The organism is Congregibacter brevis, from assembly GCF_045689245.1.
Taxonomy (GTDB): domain Bacteria; phylum Pseudomonadota; class Gammaproteobacteria; order Pseudomonadales; family Halieaceae; genus Congregibacter; species Congregibacter brevis.
Genome location: NZ_CP136865.1, coordinates 2,615,801 through 2,639,261, shown reverse-complemented (window position 1 = coordinate 2,639,261; position 23,461 = coordinate 2,615,801). Strand labels below are relative to the sequence as shown.

The following is a 23,461-nucleotide window of genomic DNA, read 5'->3' as shown; positions in this document are numbered from 1 at the left end:
CCGACTTCCTGTTGTTATCGCTGGGGACCTTCCAGAACCGTAACGGTGGTTACGCCTTCCTCTACCCCGAGGAAACCGCCGCCGTTCTCGGCTACGCCAATGCGAGCACCAGCAACCTGTCGAGCACCAGCTTCCCCGCGTAGCTGAGTAACCAGCTCATAAAGTTGCGCAATACCGGTAGCGCCCACGGGATGACCTTTAGCCAGTAACCCACCGGACGGATTCACTGGCGTCTTTCCACCAAGCTTAAAATCTCCGTCTGAAAGTCTGCCGCCGACTTCGCCCGGCGCACAAAGGCCCAAATTCTCGATCTGTTGCACCGTTGAGAAGGCTGTCGCGTCGTGGACTTCGACGACATCGACATCCCGAGCATCAATCGAAGCCTCAGCATAGGCTGCTTCTGCGGCGCGACGGCTAATGTGATTTTCATAATCGAGCTTATCTCGCGCTGTCGTACTCAAGAGCGACAGTGAACGCAATCTAATCGCTCTCGATTGGCCCAGACGCATCAGAGCCTTGTCGCTGCAAAGCACTAGAGCAGCGGCGCCATCGCTTACCGGCGCGCACATGGCTCGAGTAAACGGATCTACGACCGGTTTGTCGGCAAGCACCTCTTCGACGGTAAATGGTGTGTGGTACTGCGCCTTAGGATTGTGTTGACCGTGACAATGAGTGTTGGCTGCTACGCGAGCAAAGTCCTCTTGGGTCGTTCCAAAGCGCTCCATATGCACCTTTGCCTGCGCCGCGTAAAGATCCATGAAGACACTGCGATCAGGGCCGGGAGCTTCGCCGCCCATGGATACGATGTAATCAAGAACACTTTGGCGATCGTGAATGTCGGTGCCTCCAGCGAAGGCGGCCGCTACTTTCTCTGGACGATCCTTGTAGACCATCTTCTCCGCGCCCACGACTAAAGCCACGTCAACCATGCCGGCTCGGATTGCAGTCATGGCTTGATGAGTTGCTGTGGAGCCTGACGCACAGGCGTTCTCCACGTTAATGATTGGAACACCTTCGATACCCGCTGCGCGCAGCGCGATTTGTCCGCGTATTGTGTTTTGTCCTTCCAGCATGGGTTGCCTTGTATTGGAGAACCACGCTGACTGAATGTCGCCCTGCTGCAATCCTGCGTCCTGCAGCGCCTCGGCCACAGCCTGTGACGTTAAAGTCTTTACCGTGTCATCGAGCCGCTTGCCAAAGGGCGTCATGGACGCGCCGATGATGTGGACCGATGGGCTCACGCGGCGGTTTTGGCGATCGGTCGCCTGCGCTGCGCAATACGGAAACGCGACGCCACAAAGGAGAGATCGGCAAGGCACGCATTGCCGGCCGGATTCAACCCGGTAACGTGATAGTCGCTGTATGCCGCGGCAAAGTTAATCCACATAGCACCGGTGAGATTGATCGTCAGGTTTGCACCTACACGGGCGTAAACGTCTACCCAGCTGTCTATAAAGACCTCATTGGTGGAATACATGTAGCAGGAAATCGTGCCTCGGGTGCGTGCCAACTCCGTCGCCTCCTCGGCAGCTGCATCTGCACTATCAGCTGCAACGATAAAAAGTACCGGGCCAAAGCGCTCTTCGGCGTACATCTCCTTGTGCTCTGATCGCGCAGAAATTACGAGCAAGGATCGCGTGCGCGCATCCGGAAAATCCGGATGATCATAGGAAGCGCTTTCGCGAAGAATCTCCAGACCTTCATGCATGGCCATATCCGCCGCCTCGCTGACCACATCGAGGCTCAGCTGTGCCTGCACTGCTCCCATTATTCCGGCCGCCATTTTGGGGTTAGCGGCAATACTGTCTATCTCATCAACGATACACTGAGCCACCTGTTCAAAGCTGACGTGGCCTGCTGAGGTATCAATGCCATCCTTTGGCACATAGACGACCTGCGGACTCGTACACATCTGTGCGGAAAACAGACTCGACGCTCGGGCTATGGCGCGCATGGACTCAGCAAGGTCACCAACTGACTCTACCACCACGCTGTTGACCCCAGCTGTCTCGGTGTACAGAAGTTTCCCCGTCACAGTTCGCTCCAGGTGACCCCCGTAGCGAGGGCTGCCGGTGAAGTCGATAATCTGTATTGCGGGGTGCTCTACATACTTGCCAGCCACAGGCTCGGCTACCGTATCCGTAGCTAGCGCGACTAGGTTTGGATCAAAACCAAACTCTGCCAATACCTCTCTGCAGCGCTCCACAACAATGGCCATAGGCAAAATGGCTATGGGATGGGGTTTGACTACGACGGGGTTACCTGCAGCCAGGCTCGCAAACATTGCGGGGTAGGCGTTCCAGGTCGGAAACGATGCGCAGCAGATCACCAGACCCACACCGCGGGGCACCAGCGTGTAGGTCTTTTCTAAGGCCACCTGGTCACCGCCGAACTGGCGGTGGTACTCCGCACTAGGCGTCACATTGTCCATGGCTATGGCAGCGTAAGCCAGAGCCTCAATACCGCGATCAAGGGCATTAGGACCTGAGCCGCTAAAGGCCTGCGTGTAACTCTGCCCCGCAACATGCATCACCGCGTGTGCCATCTCAAAATTGTTGTCGTAGAGCCGATCTGCCATTTCAATACACAGTGCTATGCGCAAACCCGGCGACACCTTCGACCAATCGCTCATAGCGGCCGTAGAAGACGCAATAATCTCCTCGGGGTCACACAAGGGGTAACTGATACCCAAAGACTTTTGCGTAAAGGGCGAGATTTCCTCTCCAGACCAACCGGTGATGCCCGGCAGGTCAATCTCGAAGCGCTTGTTCAGTCGAGCTTCAAACGCCGCTTTACCCGCACCCGGCTTATCCGGACCGTGGATCTTGGTGGATGGTGAATCCTTGTAAGGACTCCAACTCTTACGTGTTTTTACAGCATCAACGGCTTGTTCGAGTGTCGCCGAATGCTTGGCAATCAATTCGCTGCGTTTATCTTCATTGGTCATGCTGATTATCCTAGTCGCTCTACTATCATGGCGCTGCCGGCCCCCGAGGCGCCCGCGGCCACTACGAGTCCATAGCGGCCCTCAGCGGCATCCAGCGTATCCAAAAGCGTCGACAACAGGATCGCTCCGGAAGCTCCCAGAGGGTGACCCTTTGCCATATGCCCCCCGCTCACGTTTACGCGATCCAAGGACACATCGTAGTCGCGCATAAACTGCACAATTGTCACCGCGAAGGCTTCCATAAATTCGACGCGATCCATGTCACTCAAGGACAAGCCCGAACGCTCCAAAACTTTACGCATAGCGGCAAAGCTTGCTGTGAGTGACTCGGCTGGGTCTCCTCCCACTTCGGCGCAGGCGACAATGCGAGCTCGGGGCGCAGCATCAATCGCTCCCTCTGCACCGATCAAAGCGAGACCTGCACCATCCGATATTGGTGGCGCATGGGCTATGGTGTGTCGGTGGTCGATTTCGCGACCGAGAATGTCTCTGTAATGTTCTGCTGCAGCACCAAACGCGGGCTCCATCGCAGCAAGAGTTTCACTCGTTCCAACCCGAACGCACTCTTCATGGTCTAGTCCATTGATATTGATACGCGATGCTACGAGCGGGGTGCTTTCCGCTGCCGCTGATCTTTGTTGCGAACGCAGCGCAGCTTCATCGAGGGCTTCCCGTGGGATGTTTTGATCTTCAGCTAGTCGGTCAGCAGCGAGTGCCACCAGCAGGTAGCGACTCCGGGTCGGCAATGTAGCGTCTGAATAAAAATCAGCCTTATCTGCCATAAACGGAACGCGAGACATCATTTCGACACCGCCGGCGAGCACAGAATCGGCTTGGCCCGATTCCACCATCGCGTGAGCCTGTCCCATGGCCGTCAAACCGGATACGCAGAAGTTATTGATAGATACCGCGGCGGTCGAATCCGGAAGCTCTGCACGGAATTTCGATACGAGGGCAATATTGCCGCCTTGAGCACCCACTTGTCCCACAGCGCCAAGCATCAAGGCGTCGGGTGCCAAGGGGCCTGCGCCCCGCTCTGAAATCGAGCGCGCAAGGCTAGCCACCAACTCATCGGGTTTCATTGATGCCAGAGCACCCTGAGGCTTGCCTTTGCCACGCGGGGTTCTCACGGCGTCGTAGATATATGCCATAGATTAAGCACTCGATCGGTAGTGATGTTCTCCCGTCTTCCATAAAAAGGCGAGATTGTGTGTTGTGTGGATTTGAGTCTCACACAGCTAGGTATGTTTACACAAGCGAACGCCACGCTCGACCAAAGCCTCCCCCAAAAACCAATATGTAGCGGCTAATCCTTGCATCGAGCGAGATGCCCAGCAGATACTCTGGCAATGCCCGCACTTCAAAACACCGCCAGCTTCAGGACTTATCGCCCCGACGACCTCGCGTGCTGCCTGGCGCTTTTTGACGAGAACTGTCCAGAGTTTTTTGCCCCAAACGAGCGCGCTGATTACGAAGGGTTTTTAAGAGAAACGCCCTCGTACGTCGTAGCGACGCGAAACGACAGGGTCGTCGGTGCCTATGGCGTGTCGGGTAGAGGGCGGCATAGTTCACTGAACTGGATACTTTTGGCACGAGAGAGTCAGGGGCTCGGCCTTGGATCGACAATCATGAAGCGAGCAGTTGCTCGAGCAATAGAACTGAAAACCACAGTGCTATGTATTGCAGCGAGCCACAAATCAGCACCGTTCTTCACTAAATTCTCAGCATTTGAAGTCAAAACGATACGAGATGGCTGGGGCCCTGATATGCACCGGATCGATATGGAGCTCCATCTCAGCCTCAATTCGGATGGCCACCAGATCTAGAACAAACAGAAAAACGACACAGATCAATTTTCTTTGCTCAAGACTGCGTTATACTTTGGTTATATGCTTATTGCTATAGATTATATAGAAGCAGTTAACAGGAGCGCATGACATGACAGCTACAGCCGACGTCACACACTTTTTTGATGCACCCACTAATACGCTCACCTACGTCGTCAAAGACCCCGGCAGTAACGCCTGCGCTATCGTCGACAGCGTACTTAATCTCGACTATCCATCCGGCACTATCAGCTACGAGGGCGCGGATGCCGTCATTGAACACGTACAAACGCAGGGTTTATCTCTCGAGTGGATTTTAGAAACCCATGTACATGCCGACCACTTGTCTGCCGCCCCTTATCTGCAACAAAAACTTGGCGGGAAAATCGCGATTGGATCAGAGATAACGACGGTTCAAACGGTGTTTGGTGGCGTGTTTAATTCTGAAGCGGGCTTCCTTAGAGACGGCTCCCAATTTGACGTGCTTCTTTCCGAAGGAGACAGCATCAACATTGGCTCCCTTGAGGGCTACGCCATGCACACTCCGGGGCACACCCCCGCCTGCATGGCCTACATACTTGGCGACGCGGCCTTCGTAGGCGACACATTGTTTATGCCAGATTTCGGAACAGCGCGTTGCGACTTCCCCGGAGGCGACGCCGCCACGCTCTTTCGCTCTATCAAGAGAATCCTCGCCTTACCCGAAGCTACTCGTATCTTTGTTTGTCATGACTACATGCCAAACGATCGCGAACTCCAGTTTGAGACCTCGGTTTCAGCAGAGCTCGAAGCCAATATTCACGTCAAGGCAGGGATCAGTGAAGAAGAGTTTGTGGCGATGCGTGAGAAGCGAGACAAAACCCTGGGCATGCCGAATCTGATTTTGCCGTCGCTACAGATAAACATGCGCGCCGGTCACGTTCCTCCCCCTGAAAGCGGAGAACGTTTTTTCTTAAAACTGCCACTCAATGCATTTGGCGGCCCAGACCTTTCCAACCTCGCAGCAAAGGAATAAAAAAATGAGCCTAACGCTGATACCTGTTACCGAGTCCTTTTCGGTTTCGACACAAATCACCGCAAGTGACATTCCGACACTTGTCGGGGCAGGCGTGAAATCACTGATCTGTAATCGCCCAGACGGCGAGGCAAATGATCAACCGACAATTACGGAAATCAGAAGTGCTGCGGAAGCGGCGGGTATAGCCCTTGCTTACGTGCCCATCGTGTCGGGAAAGTTCTCTGCTACGGATGTTGAAGACTTTTCCAGCGCCATTTCAAAAATGGAGGCCCCTGTCCATGCGTTTTGCCGGACAGGCACGCGATCTATCACGCTATGGAGCCTGCATCAGCGTAAACAGGGCGTAAATGACGCCGAACTACTTCGCATCGCCAAAGACTGCGGCTATGACCTCAGCGATGCTCTTGGAGGCGCCCTCGCCAGCGAGCCAAAACTGGCAGGCGGAGGTGCAGCAAAGAAAGATCATTACGACATCGTCATTGTTGGCGCCGGGGCGGCGGGTATCTCCGTAGCGTCCAGCCTCATGGCGCGTACACAGGCTCTCTCCATCGCAATCATTGATCCCGCCGAGGTTCACTATTACCAGCCAGGCTGGACGATGGTAGGCGGAGGGATTTTCCGTCAGGAAGATACCGTAAAAACAATGGCATCTCTTATTCCCGAGGGCGTACGATGGATCAAATCAGCAGTCGGCAATTTTGAACCCGAAAAAAATCGAGTACTGCTTGAAGATAGCCATCCCGTCCATTACGACCGACTTATCGTTGCACCGGGTATAAAACTGGACTGGCACGGCGTCGATGGCCTGGTAGAAACCCTTGGACGCAATGGCGTCACCTCGAACTATCGCTATGACTTGGCACCTTACACCTGGGAGTTAGTCAGTAGTCTTCAGAAAGGTAAGGCGCTGTTTACTCAGCCGCCCATGCCGATTAAGTGCGCCGGCGCGCCGCAAAAAGCTTTGTATCTGTCGGGGGACCACTGGCGCCGTGCTGGTGTGTTGAACAACATTGATATCAGCTTCTTCAATGCGGGCCCGGTACTCTTCGGTGTCAAGGAATACGTTCCAGCTCTTATGGAATACATCGATCGCTATAAGGCCACACTGAACTTTGGCCATCGATTGACCCGCATTGACGGCGACGCGAAGACAGCGTGGTTTGAAACACAGGACGAGAGCGGCGCTACGGTAGAAGTGAGCTCAGACTTTGACATGATTCATGTCTGCCCTCCCCAGACCGCGCCTGATTTTGTCCGCCAAAGCCCGCTAGCCGACGATGCCGGCTGGATTGATGTTGATCAGAACACACTTCAACACAAACGCTACACAAACGTGTGGAGCCTCGGTGATGTCATGAACGCACCAAATGCGAAAACTGCTGCTGCTGCCCGCATGCAAGCCCCAATCGTAGCAAACAACCTCCTTCACGACATGAATCGAGTAGCGGGCGTTGCCCACTACAACGGCTACGGCTCCTGTCCTCTCACCGTTGAAAAGGGCAAGATCGTTCTCGCTGAGTTCGGCTACGGCGGAAAACTACTTCCCAGCTTCCCCAAATGGCTGCTCAATGGACAGCGCCCCACACGACTGGCGTGGATCTTGAAAGAGCAAATTCTCCCACCAATTTATTGGAAAGGAATGCTGAAAGGCAAAGAGTGGATGGTTAATCCGGAGCGTAGTAAGGCCGACGCATGAAGCATTGGCTGCGAGGCTTACTACCGCCGCTAGATTGGCTGAGTAGCTACAACCGTGACGCCTTAGCGAGCGATAGCCTCGCAGCAGTGATCGTCACGATAATGCTGATTCCCCAGTCGCTTGCCTATGCATTACTGGCTGGCCTCCCGGCAGAGATGGGCCTTTATGCGAGCGTTCTGCCCTTGCTTGCCTACGCGATCTTCGGAAGCAGCCGAACCCTGTCCGTTGGCCCTGTTGCCGTTGTGTCCTTAATGACAGCAAGCTCGGTAGGGAAAATTGCTGCCACGGGGAGTTTGGGTTATGCCTCAGCTGCAGTTGCGATGGCATTACTATCGGGTGCGATGCTCATAGGCATGGGCTTAATGCGCTTTGGTTATCTTGCCAATTTGCTGTCTCATCCTGTGGTTTCGGGATTCATAACGGCCTCGGGCATCATTATCGCCTTATCGCAATTGCGGCACATATTCGGAATCGAGGCCCATGGGGAGACTCTGCCAACCTTAGCTGGCACCTTGCTAAGCAATCTATCCCAGATCAACACCGTGACTACAACAACGGGGGTCGCCGCGCTGGTCTTTCTGTTTTGGGTTCGATCAGGGTTCGCGCCACTGCTAAGACGCATTGGAATGAGCCCTAAGGCCGCGTCGATGCTCGTAAAGGCCGGACCGGTGCTGGTAATCATCGCAACGACTTTGGCGAGCGTTTTCTATGGCTTCGAAAATCTGGGGGTGGCACTGGTCGGTAAAGTACCCCAGGGGCTCCCCGCTTTCGCCATTCCCGAAATCGATTTTGAGTTGTGGTCTGAGCTGGCGGTGTCGGCACTCTTAATCAGCGTGATAGGTTTCGTGGAGTCGGTATCCGTAGGAAAAACTCTTGCCGCCAAAAGACGACAACGAATAGATGCTAACCAGGAGCTCGTCGCCCTCGGCGCGGCGAACGTTGCATCTGCGGTTTCCGGCGGCTTTCCTGTCACGGGCGGTTTTTCTCGCTCAGTGGTAAATTTTGATGCAGGTGCACAAACGCAGCTTGCCAGCGTGCTCACGGCATTTGGCATAGCTGCCGCCGCCCTTTTCCTAACGCCAATTTTGTATTTCTTACCCAAAGCAACATTGGCCGCGACGATCATCGTGGCCGTCACCTCCTTGATTGACTTCGGACTCGTAAAACTTGCCTGGAGCTATTCAAGAAGCGACTTTACGGCAGTGATGGTCACCATACTCAGTACGCTGTTCTTTGGTGTGGAGCTCGGCGTACTTGCGGGTATTGTCGCGTCGATCAGTTTGCACTTGCACAAAACCTCACAGCCACACATCGCTATCGTAGGCGAAGTCCCCGGCACCGAGCACTTTCGCAACGTTAACCGGCACGATGTGATTACCCACGCCAGCATTGTGTCGCTACGCATCGATGAGAGCCTTTACTTTGCAAATGCCGGATACATGGAGAGCGCAATTTATGCGGTGATCGCTGAGCATGACGCTGGACTCAAGCACATCATTTTGCAGTGCACCGCTGTTAACGCCATCGACCTTAGCGCGCTCGAGGCATTGGAAGCAGTTACCCTGCGACTCAAAGAACAAGGGATAATGCTTCATCTGAGTGAAGTTAAGGGTCCTGTGATGGATGCTTTGGAACGTACGGATTTTCTTGAGCGCCTGTCTGGAGAGGTATTTCTTACTCAACATCAGGCATGTGAGGCGCTGAAACCGGCAGCCGAGTCATGAGCCGAGCTCTACAGTTGCTGTCGGCATTCGTAGTTATTGGCATCGCTGCTTTAGCCTACTTTCTGACTCTCGACGCATCTCAAAGTGACCCCTGCCTCAACCCACAGAGCGACGTGAGTGCAGCAATATTGGCTGAAGAATCAGATCAGGACGCTCTCGCCAACCGCGCGATGTTGCAAAGAACGCTCTGCGAGTAACGCTAAGGAATCGCAGTTAGCAAGGCAGTAAGTAAGGCAGTAAGTATACGGGGCCAAACACCTCTCGGCGCAGCTACTCTCCGAATGCCGGCTCGGCAACCAAGGGGAGTGTTGCTTAGGCCAGAAAGGTCCACAAAGCTCCGCTTAACGCACGCTGCAAAGGCTACTTGAAATCGCTCATCGAAGGCTCTCGAACAGAAATGTGCCGTTCGACAGTAACGGTCGTAACCGCTCCACTTCAACTCAGAAGTCATGAGCCTTCGTTAGGTATCTGCTGTAATGCAGCGGCAAGGTCGTCGCGCGATAGATTCTCAAAATCCAATTGGAGGACTTTAGTGAGCCAACCATCGATAGTCTGAATAACTGTAGCAAAGGCCTCTGCCTGTGCTTGCTCCGACCCCTCTATACGAGAAGGATCGGGAAGGCCCCAGTGCACCTTTATCGACTTCCCTAGCCAGAGCGGACACTGCTCCCCAGCCGCATTGTCGCAGACAGTGACAACCACATCCGGAGCAAGCTCAGCGTAGGCATCCCAAGACTCGCTTCGCAGATCTAAGGTTTCGATTCCGCGCTGTTCAAGTTGTTGCAGCGTATCTGGGTGCACTTCACCGCTTGGCTGGCTTCCAGCGCTGTAAGCTAAGACACGTTGCTCTCCGCGCTGGCGTGTCATTGCTTCGCACAGGATGCTGCGACACCGATTATGCGTACAAATAAACAAAACCTTCAGCACTCTAGAATCCCGCTGGTCTTAGTTAGAAGCATGGTTAGGGCTCTTCTAGCTCGTAGGTAAGGCGATCCCTAGATCCGACAGTAAATGGTAGTAAGCGAGGATCGTCAGTACCGCAAAGCCAGCTATGACCACAAACTTGTACTTAAAACCATGTTGATGATGCTTGGCGCGATCGGCGTGAGAGGTGACATCCATCATTTCATCGCCAAACCAAATCGACATACCCGTGCCTGCCGCTGAGATCGCGAGAATGCTCCAGTAAGGCCAGGGTGTGTTCAGGATTTTGGAAAGAAGATTGGTGAGTTCCGTGTCAGCATAGTTTGACGGCGCGTATTGCATTGCTGCAACGTTAATCGCTATCGCCACGATCCACACAACCACCTGTGTTAACAGCATCCTGGTACCGAACAAAAGCCGTACGGGAAAAGCCACAATAAAGCCCCCATCAGCGACGGGCGTGCACAAAACAAAAAAGCTCCAGCTGAGTAGTGCAAGCCAAGCCCCTGTCGCGGCGTCAAACTTCCAGCTCATGTAAACGAAGTAGCCCACGAGAACGGCTACGAGCGCCAGAAACCGCCAAAGACTCTCAATATGCGTGCGGTGCTGTCGTGGCGAGAAGTTACTCAAAGCGATTTATCCTTTTCTACGAGTTGCTGACTCGGCAACACAGTATCGTTGCACTGGCCGAACGTTAACTGGAGTTCGCTAGCTGAGATCCAGAGCGTAGCCTCGAAGTATCTCCATGGGAACAGTTTCAAGTGCGCGAGAATGGGTTCTTCGCAAATAGACTCGTGGAGCCTTGCTTTCTTTGTGGGCTTCGAGCCATCGCGTCGCGCAAAGGCACCAGCGTTGACCGGCTGACAATCCGGGGAAGTCGAACTGTGGCATGGGGGTCATAAGATCGTTGCCCCGACTGCGAGAAAACTCCAGGAACTCCTGACTGAGCTCGACACAGACAGTATGTGAACCGAGGTCTTGTTTGCTGGTATTGCAGCAGCCATCGCGAAAGAAACCCGTAACAGGGTCGGTGCCGCAGGTTTCCAGCGGCTCAGCAAAGACATTCAGTGATTCAGCTTGTGTCACTTTTGCACTCCAAGGCTAAGGATAAAGAAATGTCTACACTCGAAGATTACAGAGCCTGTCGCCCTTATTATTTCCCAACTATTGCTTCGGCCTTGTAAGAGCCGCCTGCCAAAGCTTGAGAAAACTTCGTTCCAAGGCGTTCTCCGCGGCAATGCCGAGCTTTTGCTGCCAGTTTTTACGGGGCACGTAACTCAATTCATAAACCCCGTGAGTGTCGAGCTTAGCCTGAATGTACTCATCCGAGGTCTGAAGTGAGTCCACAAGATTGACGTCACGGGCACGCTGACCAAACCATGTTTCACCAGTAGCAACATTATCAATATCAACCACTTCGCGATTTTCTTTCACAAATTGCTTGAAGAGTACATGGGTGTCTTCGAGCTCTTCTTTGAACTTGTCTCGTCCCTTGTCAGTGTTCTCGCCGAACACCGTGAGTGTTCGCTTGTACTCACCCGCTGTAAGAACCTCAAAATCTATATCGTTCTTCTTCAACACGCGGTGGAAATTGGGTAATTGCGCAATCACACCGATAGAGCCGATGATCGCAAAAGGCGCAGCAATAATCTGGTTGGCCACACAGGCCATCATGTAGCCCCCGCTCGCTGCCACTTTGTCTACTGCCACAGTCAGATTTATACCCTTGTTCCGAATACGCTGCAGCTGACTGGATGCCAAACCATAGCTATGGACCATGCCCCCGCCACTTTCGAGTCGTAGGAGCACCTCGTCGGTTTCACGCAGCTCACCGAGCAGCGTTGAGACTTCTTCTCGGAGCTGCTCGACCGCCGACGCGCGAATATCGCCATCAAAATCCAGCACGTAAAGCTTGGGCTGCTCCTCGGCCTCTTCACTGCCAGACTTCACCTGTTTTTTGGCGGCCTTTGCTTCTTCTTTTGCTTTCTTTTTCTCTGCCTTCTTTTCCGCTTTCTGTGACTCTTTGCGTAGGGCAGGATCTAAGGTGGCATCCCGAAGCGTTTCTCGGAGTTCTTTATAACGTTCGTTGAGCTTGTGGACTTCAATATGACCGTTACTTTCACCGCGATGACGTTGCGACGCAGCAGCAATAAGCAAAACAATAAGTCCTACCGAGACGACTATCGTCATCGCCTGCGCCAGAAAGAGTCCGTATTGAGAGAGAAATTCCATAGAGGTTCCTGAGAGTGGAGGGACTGCCGACTACCCTGCTTGCGTTCGTCGACAATGGTACTGGATAAGCTGCCCGGCTATTGATGAGGGTGGAGGCACCGGCGGCAGATCTTTGGGGTGGTACCAGTTAGCCTCAGCGATTTCATCCATATCCGGGGTGATCTCGCCACTGGCGTATTCGGCAAAATAGCCGAGCATGAGTTGGTTCGGGAACGGCCACGATTGAGAACCAAAGTATTGAATCTCGCCGACTTCCACGCCGACCTCCTCGCGTACTTCACGGCGTAAGGTGTCTTCGGCGCTCTCCCCGGCTTCAATAAACCCTGCCAGAGAGCTGTACATCGGCCTCGGGAAACGCGCGTTACGTGCCAGGAGCATTTCGTCTCCCTTAGTAATCAACACGATGACGCAGGGCGAAATTCTGGGGTAAAGCGTGGTCTTGCAAGTGGCACAGCCTAAGGCACGCTCACCGTCTGCAGTTGTCATTGACTGTCCGCAGCGACCGCAAAACTGATGATCGCGCTCCCAATCTAAAAGCTGCGCAGCACGCCCCGCTAACGCAAACACGCCATCATCCACACGCCCTAAAAGCTGATAAAGACTGCCCGCTTGATAGCGCATGGCGTCGATATCAGAGCTTTCAGAAATTTCGATGGCGAAACATGCCTGCCCGGACCAATGTCCAATATAGCGCTCCCTTGCAACTGGCCATTGGTTCTGTGAGATATCGATCTCTCCGAGAATACATGGCTGCCGGGACCGCATGTCCATGACCAGCTTGCCACGTTGAAACACGATGTGAAGTGCGTCATTGCGGTGATCGGGTGCCGACTGGTCGAGATCCAACATGTGAGTAGTAACTCCAGCTACGCCTGACGATATGCAGGTCTCATCAGCTTCAGGGAAAAGGGCCGCTATCCTATGCAGCGGCGAAGAAGGTCGCAAGGGGCAATACGCCCAATATCTGCCCCTATTCCGACCAAAGATCTACGCTCAGCGCCTTACTTGCGCCTCTTCAATACCGTACACTTGAGGTCACATTTTGAGAGGAAGACCCATGAGCGAATCTGCAGCGCAGGCGTTTTGGCACAACTTTCTTGGGCCATCACCGGGCTGGTATAAAAAGGCGATCATCGGATTTCTACTGATCAATCCGGTGTTGCTCTACACCATCGGGCCCTTCGCAACAGGCTGGGTTTTGATTGGGGAGTTCATCTTCACTCTGGCTTTGGCGCTGCGCTGCTACCCTCTCCAGCCAGGAGGGCTCCTCGCTATCGAGGCTGTGGTGCTGGGTATGACCAGTCCCTACTCGGTCTTCCATGAAACGGAAGCAAACTTCGAAGTCATATTGCTGTTGATGTTCATGGTCGCCGGCATTTACTTCATGAAAGACCTGCTGCTCTTCGTGTTTACCCGTATCCTACTGAAAGTCCGTTCCAAGGTTGTTCTGTCTCTGCTGTTTAGCCTGGTCGCGGCGTTTCTATCCGCTTTTCTTGATGCCCTAACAGTAACCGCCGTATTAATCAGCGTCGGCGTGGGCTTCTATTCCGTTTATCACAAGGTCGCCTCAGGAAAAGGTTCGCACCATGACAGCCATGATCACGGCAATGATACGGACGTGCAGGCGAACCACAGGGAAGATCTGGAAAATTTCCGCTCGTTTCTCCGCTCGCTGCTCATGCATGGTGCGGTGGGTACGGCGCTTGGTGGCGTGTGCACCCTCGTAGGCGAGCCTCAGAACTTGCTCATCGCCTCAGTTGCCGATTGGGATTTTATTAAATTTGTAACCGTTATGGCCCCGGTGACGATGCCGGTGCTAGTCTGCGGACTTATGACCTGTGCCCTTTTGGAATGGTCGGGTAAGTTTGGCTACGGTGCCAAGTTGCCTGAATCCGTGCGCTTGGTGCTGAATGAGTTTCAGGAAAAAGCTGACTCGGAGCGAAACACCCGCGATGTCGCACGGCTCGTCGTACAAGCTTTGGTAGCCGTGATACTCGTGCTCGGCCTGGCAATGCACTGGGCGGCGGTAGGACTTATAGGTCTCATGGTCATTGTTCTGCTAACTGCCTTTAACGGCATCGTTGAAGAGCATCAGATTGGTCACGCATTTGAAGAAGCACTACCGTTTACCGCGCTACTGGTTGTGTTCTTTGCCATAGTAGCTGTCATACACGATCAACACTTGTTTACGCCGGTTATCGACGCTGTTTTGGCAATGGATTCGGATATCAGGCCGGGAATGTTCTTCATAGCAAATGGCGTATTGTCGATGATTAGCGACAACGTGTTTGTTGCGACGGTCTATATCAACGAAGTAAAAGCCGCTTTGGACGCCGGCACCATCAGTCGTATGGAGTTCGATCAACTGGCGGTTGCTATCAATACCGGAACCAACTTGCCGAGCGTAGCGACGCCAAATGGTCAGGCGGCATTCTTGTTTTTGCTCACCTCTGCTCTTGCACCACTTATCCGATTGTCCTACGGACGCATGGTGATCATGGCCCTGCCCTACACGATAGTCATGGGCGGTGTTGGCCTCGCCTGCGTAACGCTGTTTATCTAATACCGCGGAGCCATATCACGCGCTAGCCGCTATTGGAGAGATGTCTCCATAGCGGCTCAACTCCCGCCGAAGCGATGCTATCCAGTTGCGCCTCGTGAGCTGCAAGTTCGTCGGCTGATGGCTGTATGACCGGTAACCTAGCTCGGTCTGCAGGAAGGCGGCGAAGGCCGCTCGATCGGGCCCTTCCCTGACTGCCATCATCGGTGCCCCCAAGCGCAAGGGCGGTTTGCCCGCCCGTCATCGTCAGATACACGTCCGCCAAAATCTCAGCATCTAAAAGCGCGCCGTGAAGATCCCTGCTGGAGTTGTCAACGCCGTAACGTCCGCAGAGTGCGTCTAGGCTGTTACGCTGCCCCGGGTGCCGGCTCCTGGCCATAATCAGGGTGTCAGTTACTTCACAGCGTTTTGCGAGAGGCAGAGCCGTGGCGTCTAGACGGCTCAGTTCGCTGTCAAGAAATCCAATATCGAAGGGCGCGTTGTGAATAATCAGCTCTGCGCCATCAACAAAGTCAACGAAGTCCTTTGCGACAGCCGCAAACACTGGCTTGTCAGCGAGAAACGTCGCCGTAATCCCATGGACTTCGATAGCGCCAGCGTCGATATCCCGTTCGGGGTTGATGTAACGATGAAAGTGACGGCCCGTCAGCTGGCGGTTTTCCAACTCAACACAACCGATCTCAATAATTCTATGGCCCTGACTAACTTCGAGCCCCGTGGTCTCGGTGTCCAAGACTATTTGTCGCATTTCAGTAATCCCTGATATTCAGACTAGGAGAGCATTTCGTCGATGGCTTTATTAGCTAGCGCGTCTGCCCGTTCATTTCCCGGATGACCGCTATGTCCTTTCACCCATTCCCACTCGATCGTGTGCCTCTGGCACTCGGCTTCGAGGCGTTGCCAAAGATCAGCGTTAGCGACGGGCTTTTTCGCCGCGGTCTTCCAGCCTCGGCGTTTCCAGTTGGGCAGCCATTCGGTAATACCTTTCATAACATAGGTCGAGTCAGTGACCAGGGTCACCTCACAAGGTTCACTCAAAGCCGCTAAGCCCTCAATCGCAGCACTAAGCTCCATGCGGTTGTTGGTGGTGTCCGCTGCAGCGCCATAGAGCTCGCGTTCATTTTTACCGTAGGACAGTAGTGCGCCCCAACCACCAGGGCCGGGGTTTCCACGGCAGGCCCCATCCGTGAACAACTCAACGCGTTTCATACAATCTTAAACTCTTCGAAGATGGATTTAGGCCGCTAGATCGCTATTATCGCTGCGCGGCTGCCGAGGAGTGGGGGCCGGACTGCTCGCGACACTGAGCCCTCTAAAGCTTTCCCGCGCCCGCACCTTCAAGCTACGCGGGCGACGAACCCCGGCTATCTGCTTGATAGCGTGGGCGATGTATACGCTCCCGCCCGGAAGACCATGGTCGGACGCCCACTCGTCAACGCGACCGGCGAAGTTCCGCAATCGCCCCGTTCCCGCGAGCGGTACGGGGAAGAGCTGCTGTGAGCCCTCTAGCTCGCAATCAAGCAACCTCAACCAGTCGGTCAGTCGGTGGAGACTTACGGGGCGATGCCGCTGCCTGTTCCAAAGACTGCCCTTGTGCAGGCCTCGGGCATAGTGCGCAGCGCCTAAAAGGCTGTAGGGGTTGAAGCCCACTACGATCAGGTGACCATGGGGTCTAAGCACCCGCTGCATCTCACGGAGGCTGCCATGAGGATGCTCGTCAAATTCGAGGGCATGGAAGGCAACCACAGTATCTACGCTGTCACTCTCTAGGGGTAGCTCATCACCATGACAATACAGAGACGCAGAGCGATCAACGGCGCCACTCGCAAAAATTTGATGATTAATGGGACTGTCGGCAATCAAACTTCGCTGTGCGAGGGGGCCTATCTGAAGTATGTGATAACCAAAAGACAGGCCGAGGACGGGTTCCAAACACTGTCGAATCGCGGTGCAGAGCTCTTCGCCGGAATCTCTTGCGTACCAGGATTCCAGAGCTCGGGAAATCTCGATAGACTGCATGTTCGCGACGCTCTTCACGATAACGAGAGTAGCCAGACTAGTGCCTGCATGCAACGACTGACTGCGGTAAATATAGGGCGTCTCCAAAAAGCTTTTTTTGTTTACGAACTGAGAACATTCTATGTCCAGCACTGTCGCCAACACTATGCCCAGCATAGTAGGCCTCCCCGCCTTCAGCGATAACTATATTTGGCTCCTTCGAAACTCAGATCGCAGCGCTTTGGTTGTTGATCCTGGAGATGCGGCCCCCGTAGAAGCAGCCCTAAAGCAATATGGACTGTCACTCAGCGGCATTTTAATCACCCACCATCACTTCGATCACGTAGGTGGACTGAAAACGCTTAAGAGTGACCACGAATGTCCGGTGTATGGCCCTGCCAATCCCAATATTGATGGCATCGATATAGAGCTCGGCGCAGGTGATCACATAGTCGTAGGTGACTACTCCTTCGACATCATTACTGTTCCCGGGCATACGCTCGATCACATTGCTTACTACCGTGCAGGAGAAGAGCCGGCAGTTTTTTGTGGCGACACACTTTTTGCGGGAGGCTGTGGGCGCATTTTCGAAGGGAATCCTGGCATGATGCATGAGTCCCTTCATCGGCTAGCGGCTCTGCCTCCCGAAACGGCCGTCTATTGTGCCCATGAATACACGCTGGCGAACCTTGCCTTTGCCAGAGCTGCCGATCCTGACAATGACGATCTGCAACAACGCGAGGCCAAAGCGCTGGCGCTCCGCGCCAAAGGGATCCCAACCGTACCCTCTACTATCGCTTTGGAGCTAGCGACCAACCCTTTCTTGCGAAGCGCTGACGCGCAGCTTGCAGAAGGTCTTGAATCAACAGGACGTGGCGCTGGCGGCGACCCCGTAGAGGTCTTTGCGGGTCTTCGAGCATGGAAGGATCAGTTCTGAAAACACTCATCTATCGCGTTACGGTAGCTTGCCTACTGCTCTTTTTAAGCGCCTGTAGCATTCAGGATACGAAGCAGACTGAGTCAACGGCATCCGTAACTCCTGCGGCGGAGATACTACCTCCAGCGAGCGAGCTTGAAGACGACATGCCCCTAGGGCCACCTGTGGACCTTTGGGATCGGATTCGCCGCCAGCTGGTCATGCATACCCTGCACAACGCGCGCATCGGAGCAGCACGGGAACACTACTTAAAGCAGTCCCGCTACTTTGAACTGATCGAGCCTCGCGCCGCGCGTTACCTCTACCATTTGGTGGAAGAAGTAGAGGCGCGGGACATGCCCATAGAAATCGCAATGCTTCCTCTTGTCGAAAGCGCATTAAACCCCTTTGCTATTTCTAACCAAAGCGCAGCGGGCCTGTGGCAGATCATGCCTGGCACGGCAGATTATCTGGGTATGCGCAGAGACTGGTGGTTCGATGCCAGACTGGACATCCGAGACTCCACCACTCACGCCTTGGACTACCTTGAGTCCCTGAGCGTCGATTTCGACGGTGATTGGCTCCTTGCCCTCGCCGCTTACAATTCGGGCAAGGGACGAGTAAACCGAGCAATCAAGCGCAATCAGAGTAAGGGACTACCAATAGATTACTGGTCTTTGGAGCTCCCTAGGGAAACTCGCCGCTACGTGCCTCGTCTCATCGCTTTAAGCACCATCGTTGCTTTTAGCGAAGCCTTAGAAGTCACGCTACCCGACGTACCTAACACGCCGTCATTTGCTGCGATCAAAACGGGCGGGCAAATCGAAATGCTTCGCGCTGCGGAGCTCGCTGGTGTAGACCTCATAGAATTACGAAGCTTCAACCCAGGGCAACTGCGTTGGGCTACCGCACCGCAAGGGGATGGAAAAATTCTCGTACCCGTCGCCGTGGCAGATCCTCTCGAGCGAGCACTCTCAAATCTTCCTGATTCAGAGCGTGTTACCTGGCAGCACTACAGAATCCGGAGGGGTGATAGCCTCATTCGCATCGCCAAGAACTTTGATACCCAAGTCGGCCTGCTTCGCGAAGTGAACAACCTAAGAGGCAACTTGATTCGGGCTGGGGACACACTCATGATCCCTGACAGTGCCGCTTGGCAGGCTAGCCTCGCCCTTTCGCAACGCGGCAGTACAGGAGTTCGCCGAGGCTACACGGTACGCAGCGGTGACTCTCTTTACGAAATCGCCGAGCGCTTTGACATTACCATCGACGAAATCATCAACTGGAATGATCTCGACCCGGACCGCTACCTACAACCGGGCCAATCTTTAACGCTGTTTCTTGGGGGCGATTAAGCCACTCTAAGCCGCCGGCCGCTCCTTCAGGAAACGCGCTCTTCTTTCTTAATCCCGAAGAACACGGCGTAAAGCGTTGGCACGACGGTTAATGTCAGAACCGATGCAAAGCCCAAACCCGCCATAATCGTGACTGACATGTTCACAAAGAACACGTCGGACAGCAGCGGAATCAATCCCAGAATTGTCGTTCCCGCTGCCAGAACAACGGGGCGAGCCCGTGAGACAGCGGAATCGAGAATAGCGTCGTAAGAGTCTTTGCCCTCGGCAATTTGTTGATCGATCTCTTCAATCAAAACGATCGCGTTCTTGATCAATAACCCAATGAGAGAGAGCGCTCCAAGCATCGACATAAAGTCGAAGGCGCCGTTGGTCGCGAGCAATCCCGCGCTGATACCAACAATTGCCAGAGGAACGGTCAGCCAAATGATCAACGGCTGCCGGAGCTTGCCGAAGAGCACAATACTCGTGAGGATCATCAACAGAATACCGACGGGTAAAGAGCGACCTAAGCCCTGCTGAGCATTCGCGTTGTCTTCGTACTCTCCACCCCAGGAGACCGAGTAGCCCGCGGGCAACTCAATGGCTTCTATTTGCGGACGGATTCTGTCAAACAAAGGTGTGGCCAACTCTCCCGAGGGGTTGCAGGAAGCGATAATGGTCTGAATGCGATTGCGACCGCGGAGTAAGGCATTCTCCCAGTCAGTGCGATAGCCGGAAATGACGGCAGAGGCCGGTACAGTTTGCCCCAGTACGGCGCTCCATATCTGCACGTCGCGCATAGCATCAACGTCTACGCGCTCGCTCTCTGTCGCGCGCATTTTTAGCGGTAGCACTCGATTGCCGTCCCGATAACTTCCGGCCGGTAAGCCATCAAAGGCGTACTTCATCGCATCACCGAGATCTTCTCGGCTGATCCCCAACTGCCTCCCCACCTGTTCATTAAATATCGGGGTAACCAGCTTGACCGGTGAACGCCAGTCGTTGCGAATATCCACCGCCTCTGCGTCATCACGCATGATGGCTTCGGCTTGCTCAGAGAGCTGTCGCAACACTGTGGCGTCAGGCCCTGAAAAACGCGCCTCAATCTTTGCGTCGCGTCCGGGACCTATCCGCAATGACTTAACGATCGGGTCTATCCACGGCGCTTCGCTACGGATCTTTTCAGCCACGAGCTGCTGCAGCTCCTGAACCTGAGACGGGTCATCCGTACGCACAATAATTTGGCTGTACACCGGCGTAGGCTCCCGCGCGTCATAAACTAGCGTAAAACGTTGGTGCGCTCCACCTATCACCGTTGTCGTTTTCTGTACGCCCGGCTGCTCACGGAGAAATTTCGCAATTTTTAGCGTGTCATCTCGTGTTCGCCGGATATCAGAACCTTCAGGTTCATAGATATCCACAAAAAACAGTGGTGTACTCGATGCAGGAAAGAAGCCGCTCTTCACGTTGCCAAAACCGACCACACCTAGAACAAACAGGCCTGCGACCAAGACCAGCGTAAAACGACGGTGATCCACAGCGAAAGCTACGACTGCGCGGTAGGCCTGAAACATCTTACCGTCATAGGGATCCAGATCTTGCTCGGGCCCGCCCGGCTTAAGAAGAAGCGCACAAAGCAATGGAGTGGTGCTGACCGCGGTTATCCAGCTCAAGCTTAAGGAAATGAGTATCACGTAGAACAATGAGCCGGCGAACTCGCCCGTGTTATCCGGCGATAGTCCGATAGCGGAAAACGCCAGAATACCGATCGCGGTTCCGCCAAGCAGTGCCCAAACTGTTTTACCTACGGCTTCTGTCGCCGCCGGCAGTGCTTTCATGCCGGACTGCATCCGGACCTGCATACCCTCCGCCACCACGATGGCGTTATCGACCAGCATCCCCAAAGCGATAACCAAGGCGCCGAGAGATATACGCTGAAGCTCGATACCGAACAGATACATCAGTAGCAACGTACCGGCGACCGTGATCAACAGCACGGACCCGATAATCAATCCCGTGCGCAAACCCATGAAAAGCAGCAGTACCGCGATGACGATCGCCACCGCTTGACCGACACTGACAATGAAACCTCCCACGGACTTTTCGACTTCCGCCGGTTGGTCGTAAACTGCTTCCAGAGACATACCAACCGGGGTGAGAGACTGCAAATCAGCGATGCGTTGATTCAGACGTTTACCAACCTCAACGACGTTCTCGCCCTGGGCCATACTGATCCCAACGCTCAACGCACGCTGGCCGTTGTGATAGTACATTTTGACCGGCACAGCTTCGTAGGCGCGAGTAATGGTAGCGATGTCCTTAAGGCGCACGAGGCTTCGCTCTTGGGACGAGATGAGCACATCCCCTATTTCCTGCACCGAATCAAACTCACCCGTGGGCTTAATGCGAAGGTAATCATCACCGACTCGCACGTTGCCCGCATCAACCACAGAGTTTTGCGAGCCCAACACGCCAGCGATAGTCGCCGGATCAATGCCCAATTCCGCTAAACGGGAGCGGGACATGTCCAGGTAGACAACCTCCTGCTGCTCTCCGTCAATGGAGACTTTGCGCACGCCTTTAACGAGAACCAACTGACGCTTGATGTCATCAGCCACGTCATAGAGGTCACGCCAAGAGTAACCATCCCCTGTAAGCATGAGATAAACGCCATACACATCACCAAAGTCGTCAATAACTATGGGGGCCTGAGCGCCCGGGGGGAGCTTGGGGCGTACGTCGGTGATTTTTCTTCGCAGCTCATCAAACACGTTGGGTAAATCCGCCGCGCCGTACTCATCCTTAAACTCAATGGTGATGTCCGAAAGGCCGGGCCGCGATACGGACATCTTGAGACGCTTCAGCTGGGGCAGCTTTTGAATAGCGTCTTCGAGGTGGTAGGTCACCTCATCATGGACCTCCTGCGCAGATGCACCTGGGTACTGGGTAATAATCTTCGCCATTTTGATAGTAAAAGCAGGATCTTCCAGCTTGCCCATCTTTTGAAAACCGAAGATCCCGCCAAACACCATTATGACGACGACCAACCACGAGATAACTGGTGTGCGTACCGAATAGGCGCCGATACTCATAGAGCGGTGCTTACGTCAGACGTCACTTCACGGGGCTCAGCCTGCTCACCCGTAGACATACGAGTGACCCGCATGCCATCGGAGAGGTAGCTCGCCCCCACAGCGACAATCTCTTCTCCACCATTCAGGCCCGACAACACTTCGATCATGTCGCCGGACACCCTGCCGGTTTCAATGCTCACGCTCTGTACCTGCATACTACCGGCGTCCAGAACGAACACTCTTGGGGAGAGGTTGGCATCGGCCTGTACCGCTCTTGCGGGCACCCAAGTCACCGCTTCAGTGGACACAACGTCTGTGAAATCGATCTCCACGGACCCGGTCATACCGGGTAAAACTGTAAATTCATTGGGCTGGCGCATACTGAACGTCATTTGAAAGGTCTGCGTATCCGGGTCAGCTCTAGTCGCGATCTCTTTTATCTCAAGGGCATAGCTGATATTTGGACGATTATCGAAAGATGCCATGGCGCGCACTCGATCAGCACTGGATTCCTCGATAGAGCCGTTAGACAGTTCGGCCTCACCGCCCGTCGTGACGGAGCGAATCACGGACTCCGGCATCGCAATAATGACGTCGAGAAGCTCCGAGTCCTGCAGATACACAATACTTTGTTTGGCGCGGATCTCCTCAAAATTATCGACATAGCGGCGCGCAATTCTCCCAGTGAATGGTGCACGAAGCGTCGCGTAGCTGACATCGGCCTTTGCTTGGGCAAGCGCTGCCCGAGCCGAACGAAAGTCCGCCTCCATGCGATCGTAGTCGAGCTGGGAAATACTACCGGACCCGATGAGCTCACCCGCGCGGCGGAAGTTACGCTCGGTGTTCTCAAACACCGCCTCCCGATCCTCGAGGGTATTCTGAAAATCCGTCGCGTCCAGCTGTGCTATCACCTGACCGGCCTCGACCACATCGCCCTCTCGTACCGGCAGCGCTTCGAGTTGACCCGCCACGCGAAAGGACAACTCGGCCTGCGTCGCTGCCTCGATGGTAGCGGGAAACTGTCGTATCTCAGAACCTAAGCCGCTGTCGACAGTGAATATTTTCACGGGACGAGATTTAGCGCCTTGCTCTGGCACCGGAGCGTCGGAGCAACCTGCAGCGAAGAGCATCAACAGCGCGGCAGCACCGCCCAAAAAGGAGGCAAGAGTAGGTCTGTCACTCATTAAGGTGCGTTCGCTCGCGTGAAAG

Annotated in this window: 21 protein-coding genes; 8 read left to right on the top strand and 13 right to left on the bottom strand. The window is 54.3% G+C overall.

The features are described 5' to 3' along the window. Positions 1–14 precede the first annotated feature (14 nt). Genes R0137_RS11645 through R0137_RS11635 form a run of 3 tightly spaced genes read right to left on the bottom strand, consistent with a single transcriptional unit; the run spans position 15 to position 4,098 of the window. Complete coding sequence (locus R0137_RS11645) at positions 15–1,241, bottom strand: thiolase family protein (protein ID WP_407326580.1); 1,227 nt, start codon at positions 1,239–1,241, stop codon at positions 15–17. After that, the gene (paaN, locus tag R0137_RS11640; protein WP_407326579.1) at positions 1,238–2,947 is read right to left on the bottom strand and encodes a phenylacetic acid degradation protein PaaN; all 1,710 of its coding nucleotides are present in this window, start codon (positions 2,945–2,947) and stop codon (positions 1,238–1,240) included. The genes R0137_RS11645 and paaN overlap by 4 nt, the downstream gene beginning before the upstream one ends. A 5-nt stretch (positions 2,948–2,952) precedes the next feature. Further along, positions 2,953–4,098: an acetyl-CoA C-acyltransferase gene (locus tag R0137_RS11635; RefSeq protein ID WP_407326578.1), complete on the bottom strand. Its 1,146-nt coding sequence runs from the start codon at positions 4,096–4,098 to the stop codon at positions 2,953–2,955. Positions 4,099–4,296: 198 nt separating this feature from the next. On the opposite strand from R0137_RS11635, the gene R0137_RS11630 reads away from it, so the two are divergent. The 5 genes from R0137_RS11630 to R0137_RS11610 all read left to right on the top strand — a co-directional run bounded on the left by R0137_RS11630 (position 4,297) and on the right by R0137_RS11610 (position 9,408). Further along, positions 4,297–4,773: a GNAT family N-acetyltransferase gene (locus R0137_RS11630; protein WP_407326577.1), complete on the top strand. Its 477-nt coding sequence runs from the start codon at positions 4,297–4,299 to the stop codon at positions 4,771–4,773. Positions 4,774–4,885: 112 nt separating this feature from the next. After that, entirely contained in the window at positions 4,886–5,788 is a 903-nt protein-coding gene (locus R0137_RS11625) for an MBL fold metallo-hydrolase (RefSeq protein ID WP_407326576.1), read from the top strand. 4 nt (positions 5,789–5,792) lie between these two features. Continuing rightward, on the top strand, positions 5,793–7,487 hold the full coding sequence (locus tag R0137_RS11620) for a TIGR01244 family sulfur transferase (RefSeq protein ID WP_407326575.1): 1,695 nt from the start codon (positions 5,793–5,795) through the stop codon (positions 7,485–7,487). Further along, entirely contained in the window at positions 7,484–9,211 is a 1,728-nt protein-coding gene (locus R0137_RS11615; RefSeq protein WP_407326574.1) for a SulP family inorganic anion transporter, read from the top strand. Before R0137_RS11620 ends, R0137_RS11615 begins: the two co-directional genes overlap by 4 nt. Beyond that, positions 9,208–9,408 carry a hypothetical protein gene (locus R0137_RS11610; RefSeq protein WP_407326573.1) on the top strand — a complete coding sequence of 67 codons (201 nt, stop codon included), beginning with the start codon at positions 9,208–9,210 and terminating at the stop codon, positions 9,406–9,408. Before R0137_RS11615 ends, R0137_RS11610 begins: the two co-directional genes overlap by 4 nt. A 250-nt stretch (positions 9,409–9,658) precedes the next feature. On the opposite strand, the gene R0137_RS11605 is transcribed toward R0137_RS11610, so the two are convergent. The 5 genes from R0137_RS11605 to nudC form a co-directional block, all read right to left on the bottom strand. Continuing rightward, positions 9,659–10,078 (bottom strand): arsenate reductase ArsC, encoded by a 420-nt coding sequence (locus R0137_RS11605; protein ID WP_407326572.1) that lies wholly within the window; start codon positions 10,076–10,078, stop codon positions 9,659–9,661. A gap of 105 nt (positions 10,079–10,183) precedes the next feature. Next, positions 10,184–10,765 (bottom strand): hypothetical protein, encoded by a 582-nt coding sequence (locus R0137_RS11600; RefSeq protein WP_407326571.1) that lies wholly within the window; start codon positions 10,763–10,765, stop codon positions 10,184–10,186. Positions 10,766–10,843: 78 nt separating this feature from the next. Continuing rightward, positions 10,844–11,221, bottom strand: a complete 378-nt coding sequence (locus tag R0137_RS11595; protein ID WP_407326570.1) for a DUF2237 family protein — start codon at positions 11,219–11,221, stop codon at positions 10,844–10,846. 78 nt (positions 11,222–11,299) lie between these two features. Continuing rightward, positions 11,300–12,367, bottom strand: coding sequence for a protease SohB (sohB, locus tag R0137_RS11590; protein WP_407326569.1), 1,068 nt, complete (start codon positions 12,365–12,367; stop codon positions 11,300–11,302). A 30-nt stretch (positions 12,368–12,397) separates the two neighbouring features. Beyond that, positions 12,398–13,216 carry an NAD(+) diphosphatase gene (nudC, locus tag R0137_RS11585; RefSeq protein WP_407326568.1) on the bottom strand — a complete coding sequence of 273 codons (819 nt, stop codon included), beginning with the start codon at positions 13,214–13,216 and terminating at the stop codon, positions 12,398–12,400. 208 nt (positions 13,217–13,424) lie between these two features. On the opposite strand from nudC, the gene nhaB reads away from it, so the two are divergent. Next, a complete protein-coding gene (gene nhaB, locus R0137_RS11580) occupies positions 13,425–14,930 on the top strand; it encodes a sodium/proton antiporter NhaB (protein WP_407326567.1) in 1,506 nt (501 codons plus the stop codon). Positions 14,931–14,952: 22 nt separating this feature from the next. On the opposite strand, the gene dnaQ is transcribed toward nhaB, so the two are convergent. Genes dnaQ through R0137_RS11565 form a run of 3 tightly spaced genes read right to left on the bottom strand, consistent with a single transcriptional unit; the run spans position 14,953 to position 17,102 of the window. Next, positions 14,953–15,675, bottom strand: a complete 723-nt coding sequence (gene dnaQ, locus R0137_RS11575; protein WP_407326566.1) for a DNA polymerase III subunit epsilon — start codon at positions 15,673–15,675, stop codon at positions 14,953–14,955. Positions 15,676–15,698: 23 nt separating this feature from the next. Next, positions 15,699–16,136, bottom strand: coding sequence for a ribonuclease HI (gene rnhA / locus R0137_RS11570; RefSeq protein WP_407326565.1), 438 nt, complete (start codon positions 16,134–16,136; stop codon positions 15,699–15,701). A gap of 27 nt (positions 16,137–16,163) precedes the next feature. Continuing rightward, positions 16,164–17,102, bottom strand: coding sequence for a class I SAM-dependent methyltransferase (locus R0137_RS11565; protein WP_407326564.1), 939 nt, complete (start codon positions 17,100–17,102; stop codon positions 16,164–16,166). On the opposite strand from R0137_RS11565, the gene gloB reads away from it, so the two are divergent. Both gloB and R0137_RS11555 read left to right on the top strand, forming a co-directional pair. Then, positions 17,068–17,862, top strand: coding sequence for a hydroxyacylglutathione hydrolase (gene gloB, locus R0137_RS11560; protein WP_407326563.1), 795 nt, complete (start codon positions 17,068–17,070; stop codon positions 17,860–17,862). The two genes, R0137_RS11565 and gloB, sit on opposite strands and share 35 nt — an antisense overlap. Beyond that, complete coding sequence (locus tag R0137_RS11555; protein ID WP_407326562.1) at positions 17,844–19,196, top strand: LysM peptidoglycan-binding domain-containing protein; 1,353 nt, start codon at positions 17,844–17,846, stop codon at positions 19,194–19,196. The genes gloB and R0137_RS11555 overlap by 19 nt, the downstream gene beginning before the upstream one ends. Positions 19,197–19,222: 26 nt before the next feature. On the opposite strand, the gene R0137_RS11550 is transcribed toward R0137_RS11555, so the two are convergent. Continuing rightward, positions 19,223–22,270, bottom strand: a complete 3,048-nt coding sequence (locus R0137_RS11550) for an efflux RND transporter permease subunit (protein WP_407326561.1) — start codon at positions 22,268–22,270, stop codon at positions 19,223–19,225. Beyond that, a complete protein-coding gene (locus R0137_RS11545; RefSeq protein ID WP_407326560.1) occupies positions 22,267–23,436 on the bottom strand; it encodes an efflux RND transporter periplasmic adaptor subunit in 1,170 nt (389 codons plus the stop codon). The genes R0137_RS11550 and R0137_RS11545 overlap by 4 nt, the downstream gene beginning before the upstream one ends. Positions 23,437–23,461: the final 25 nt, after the last annotated feature.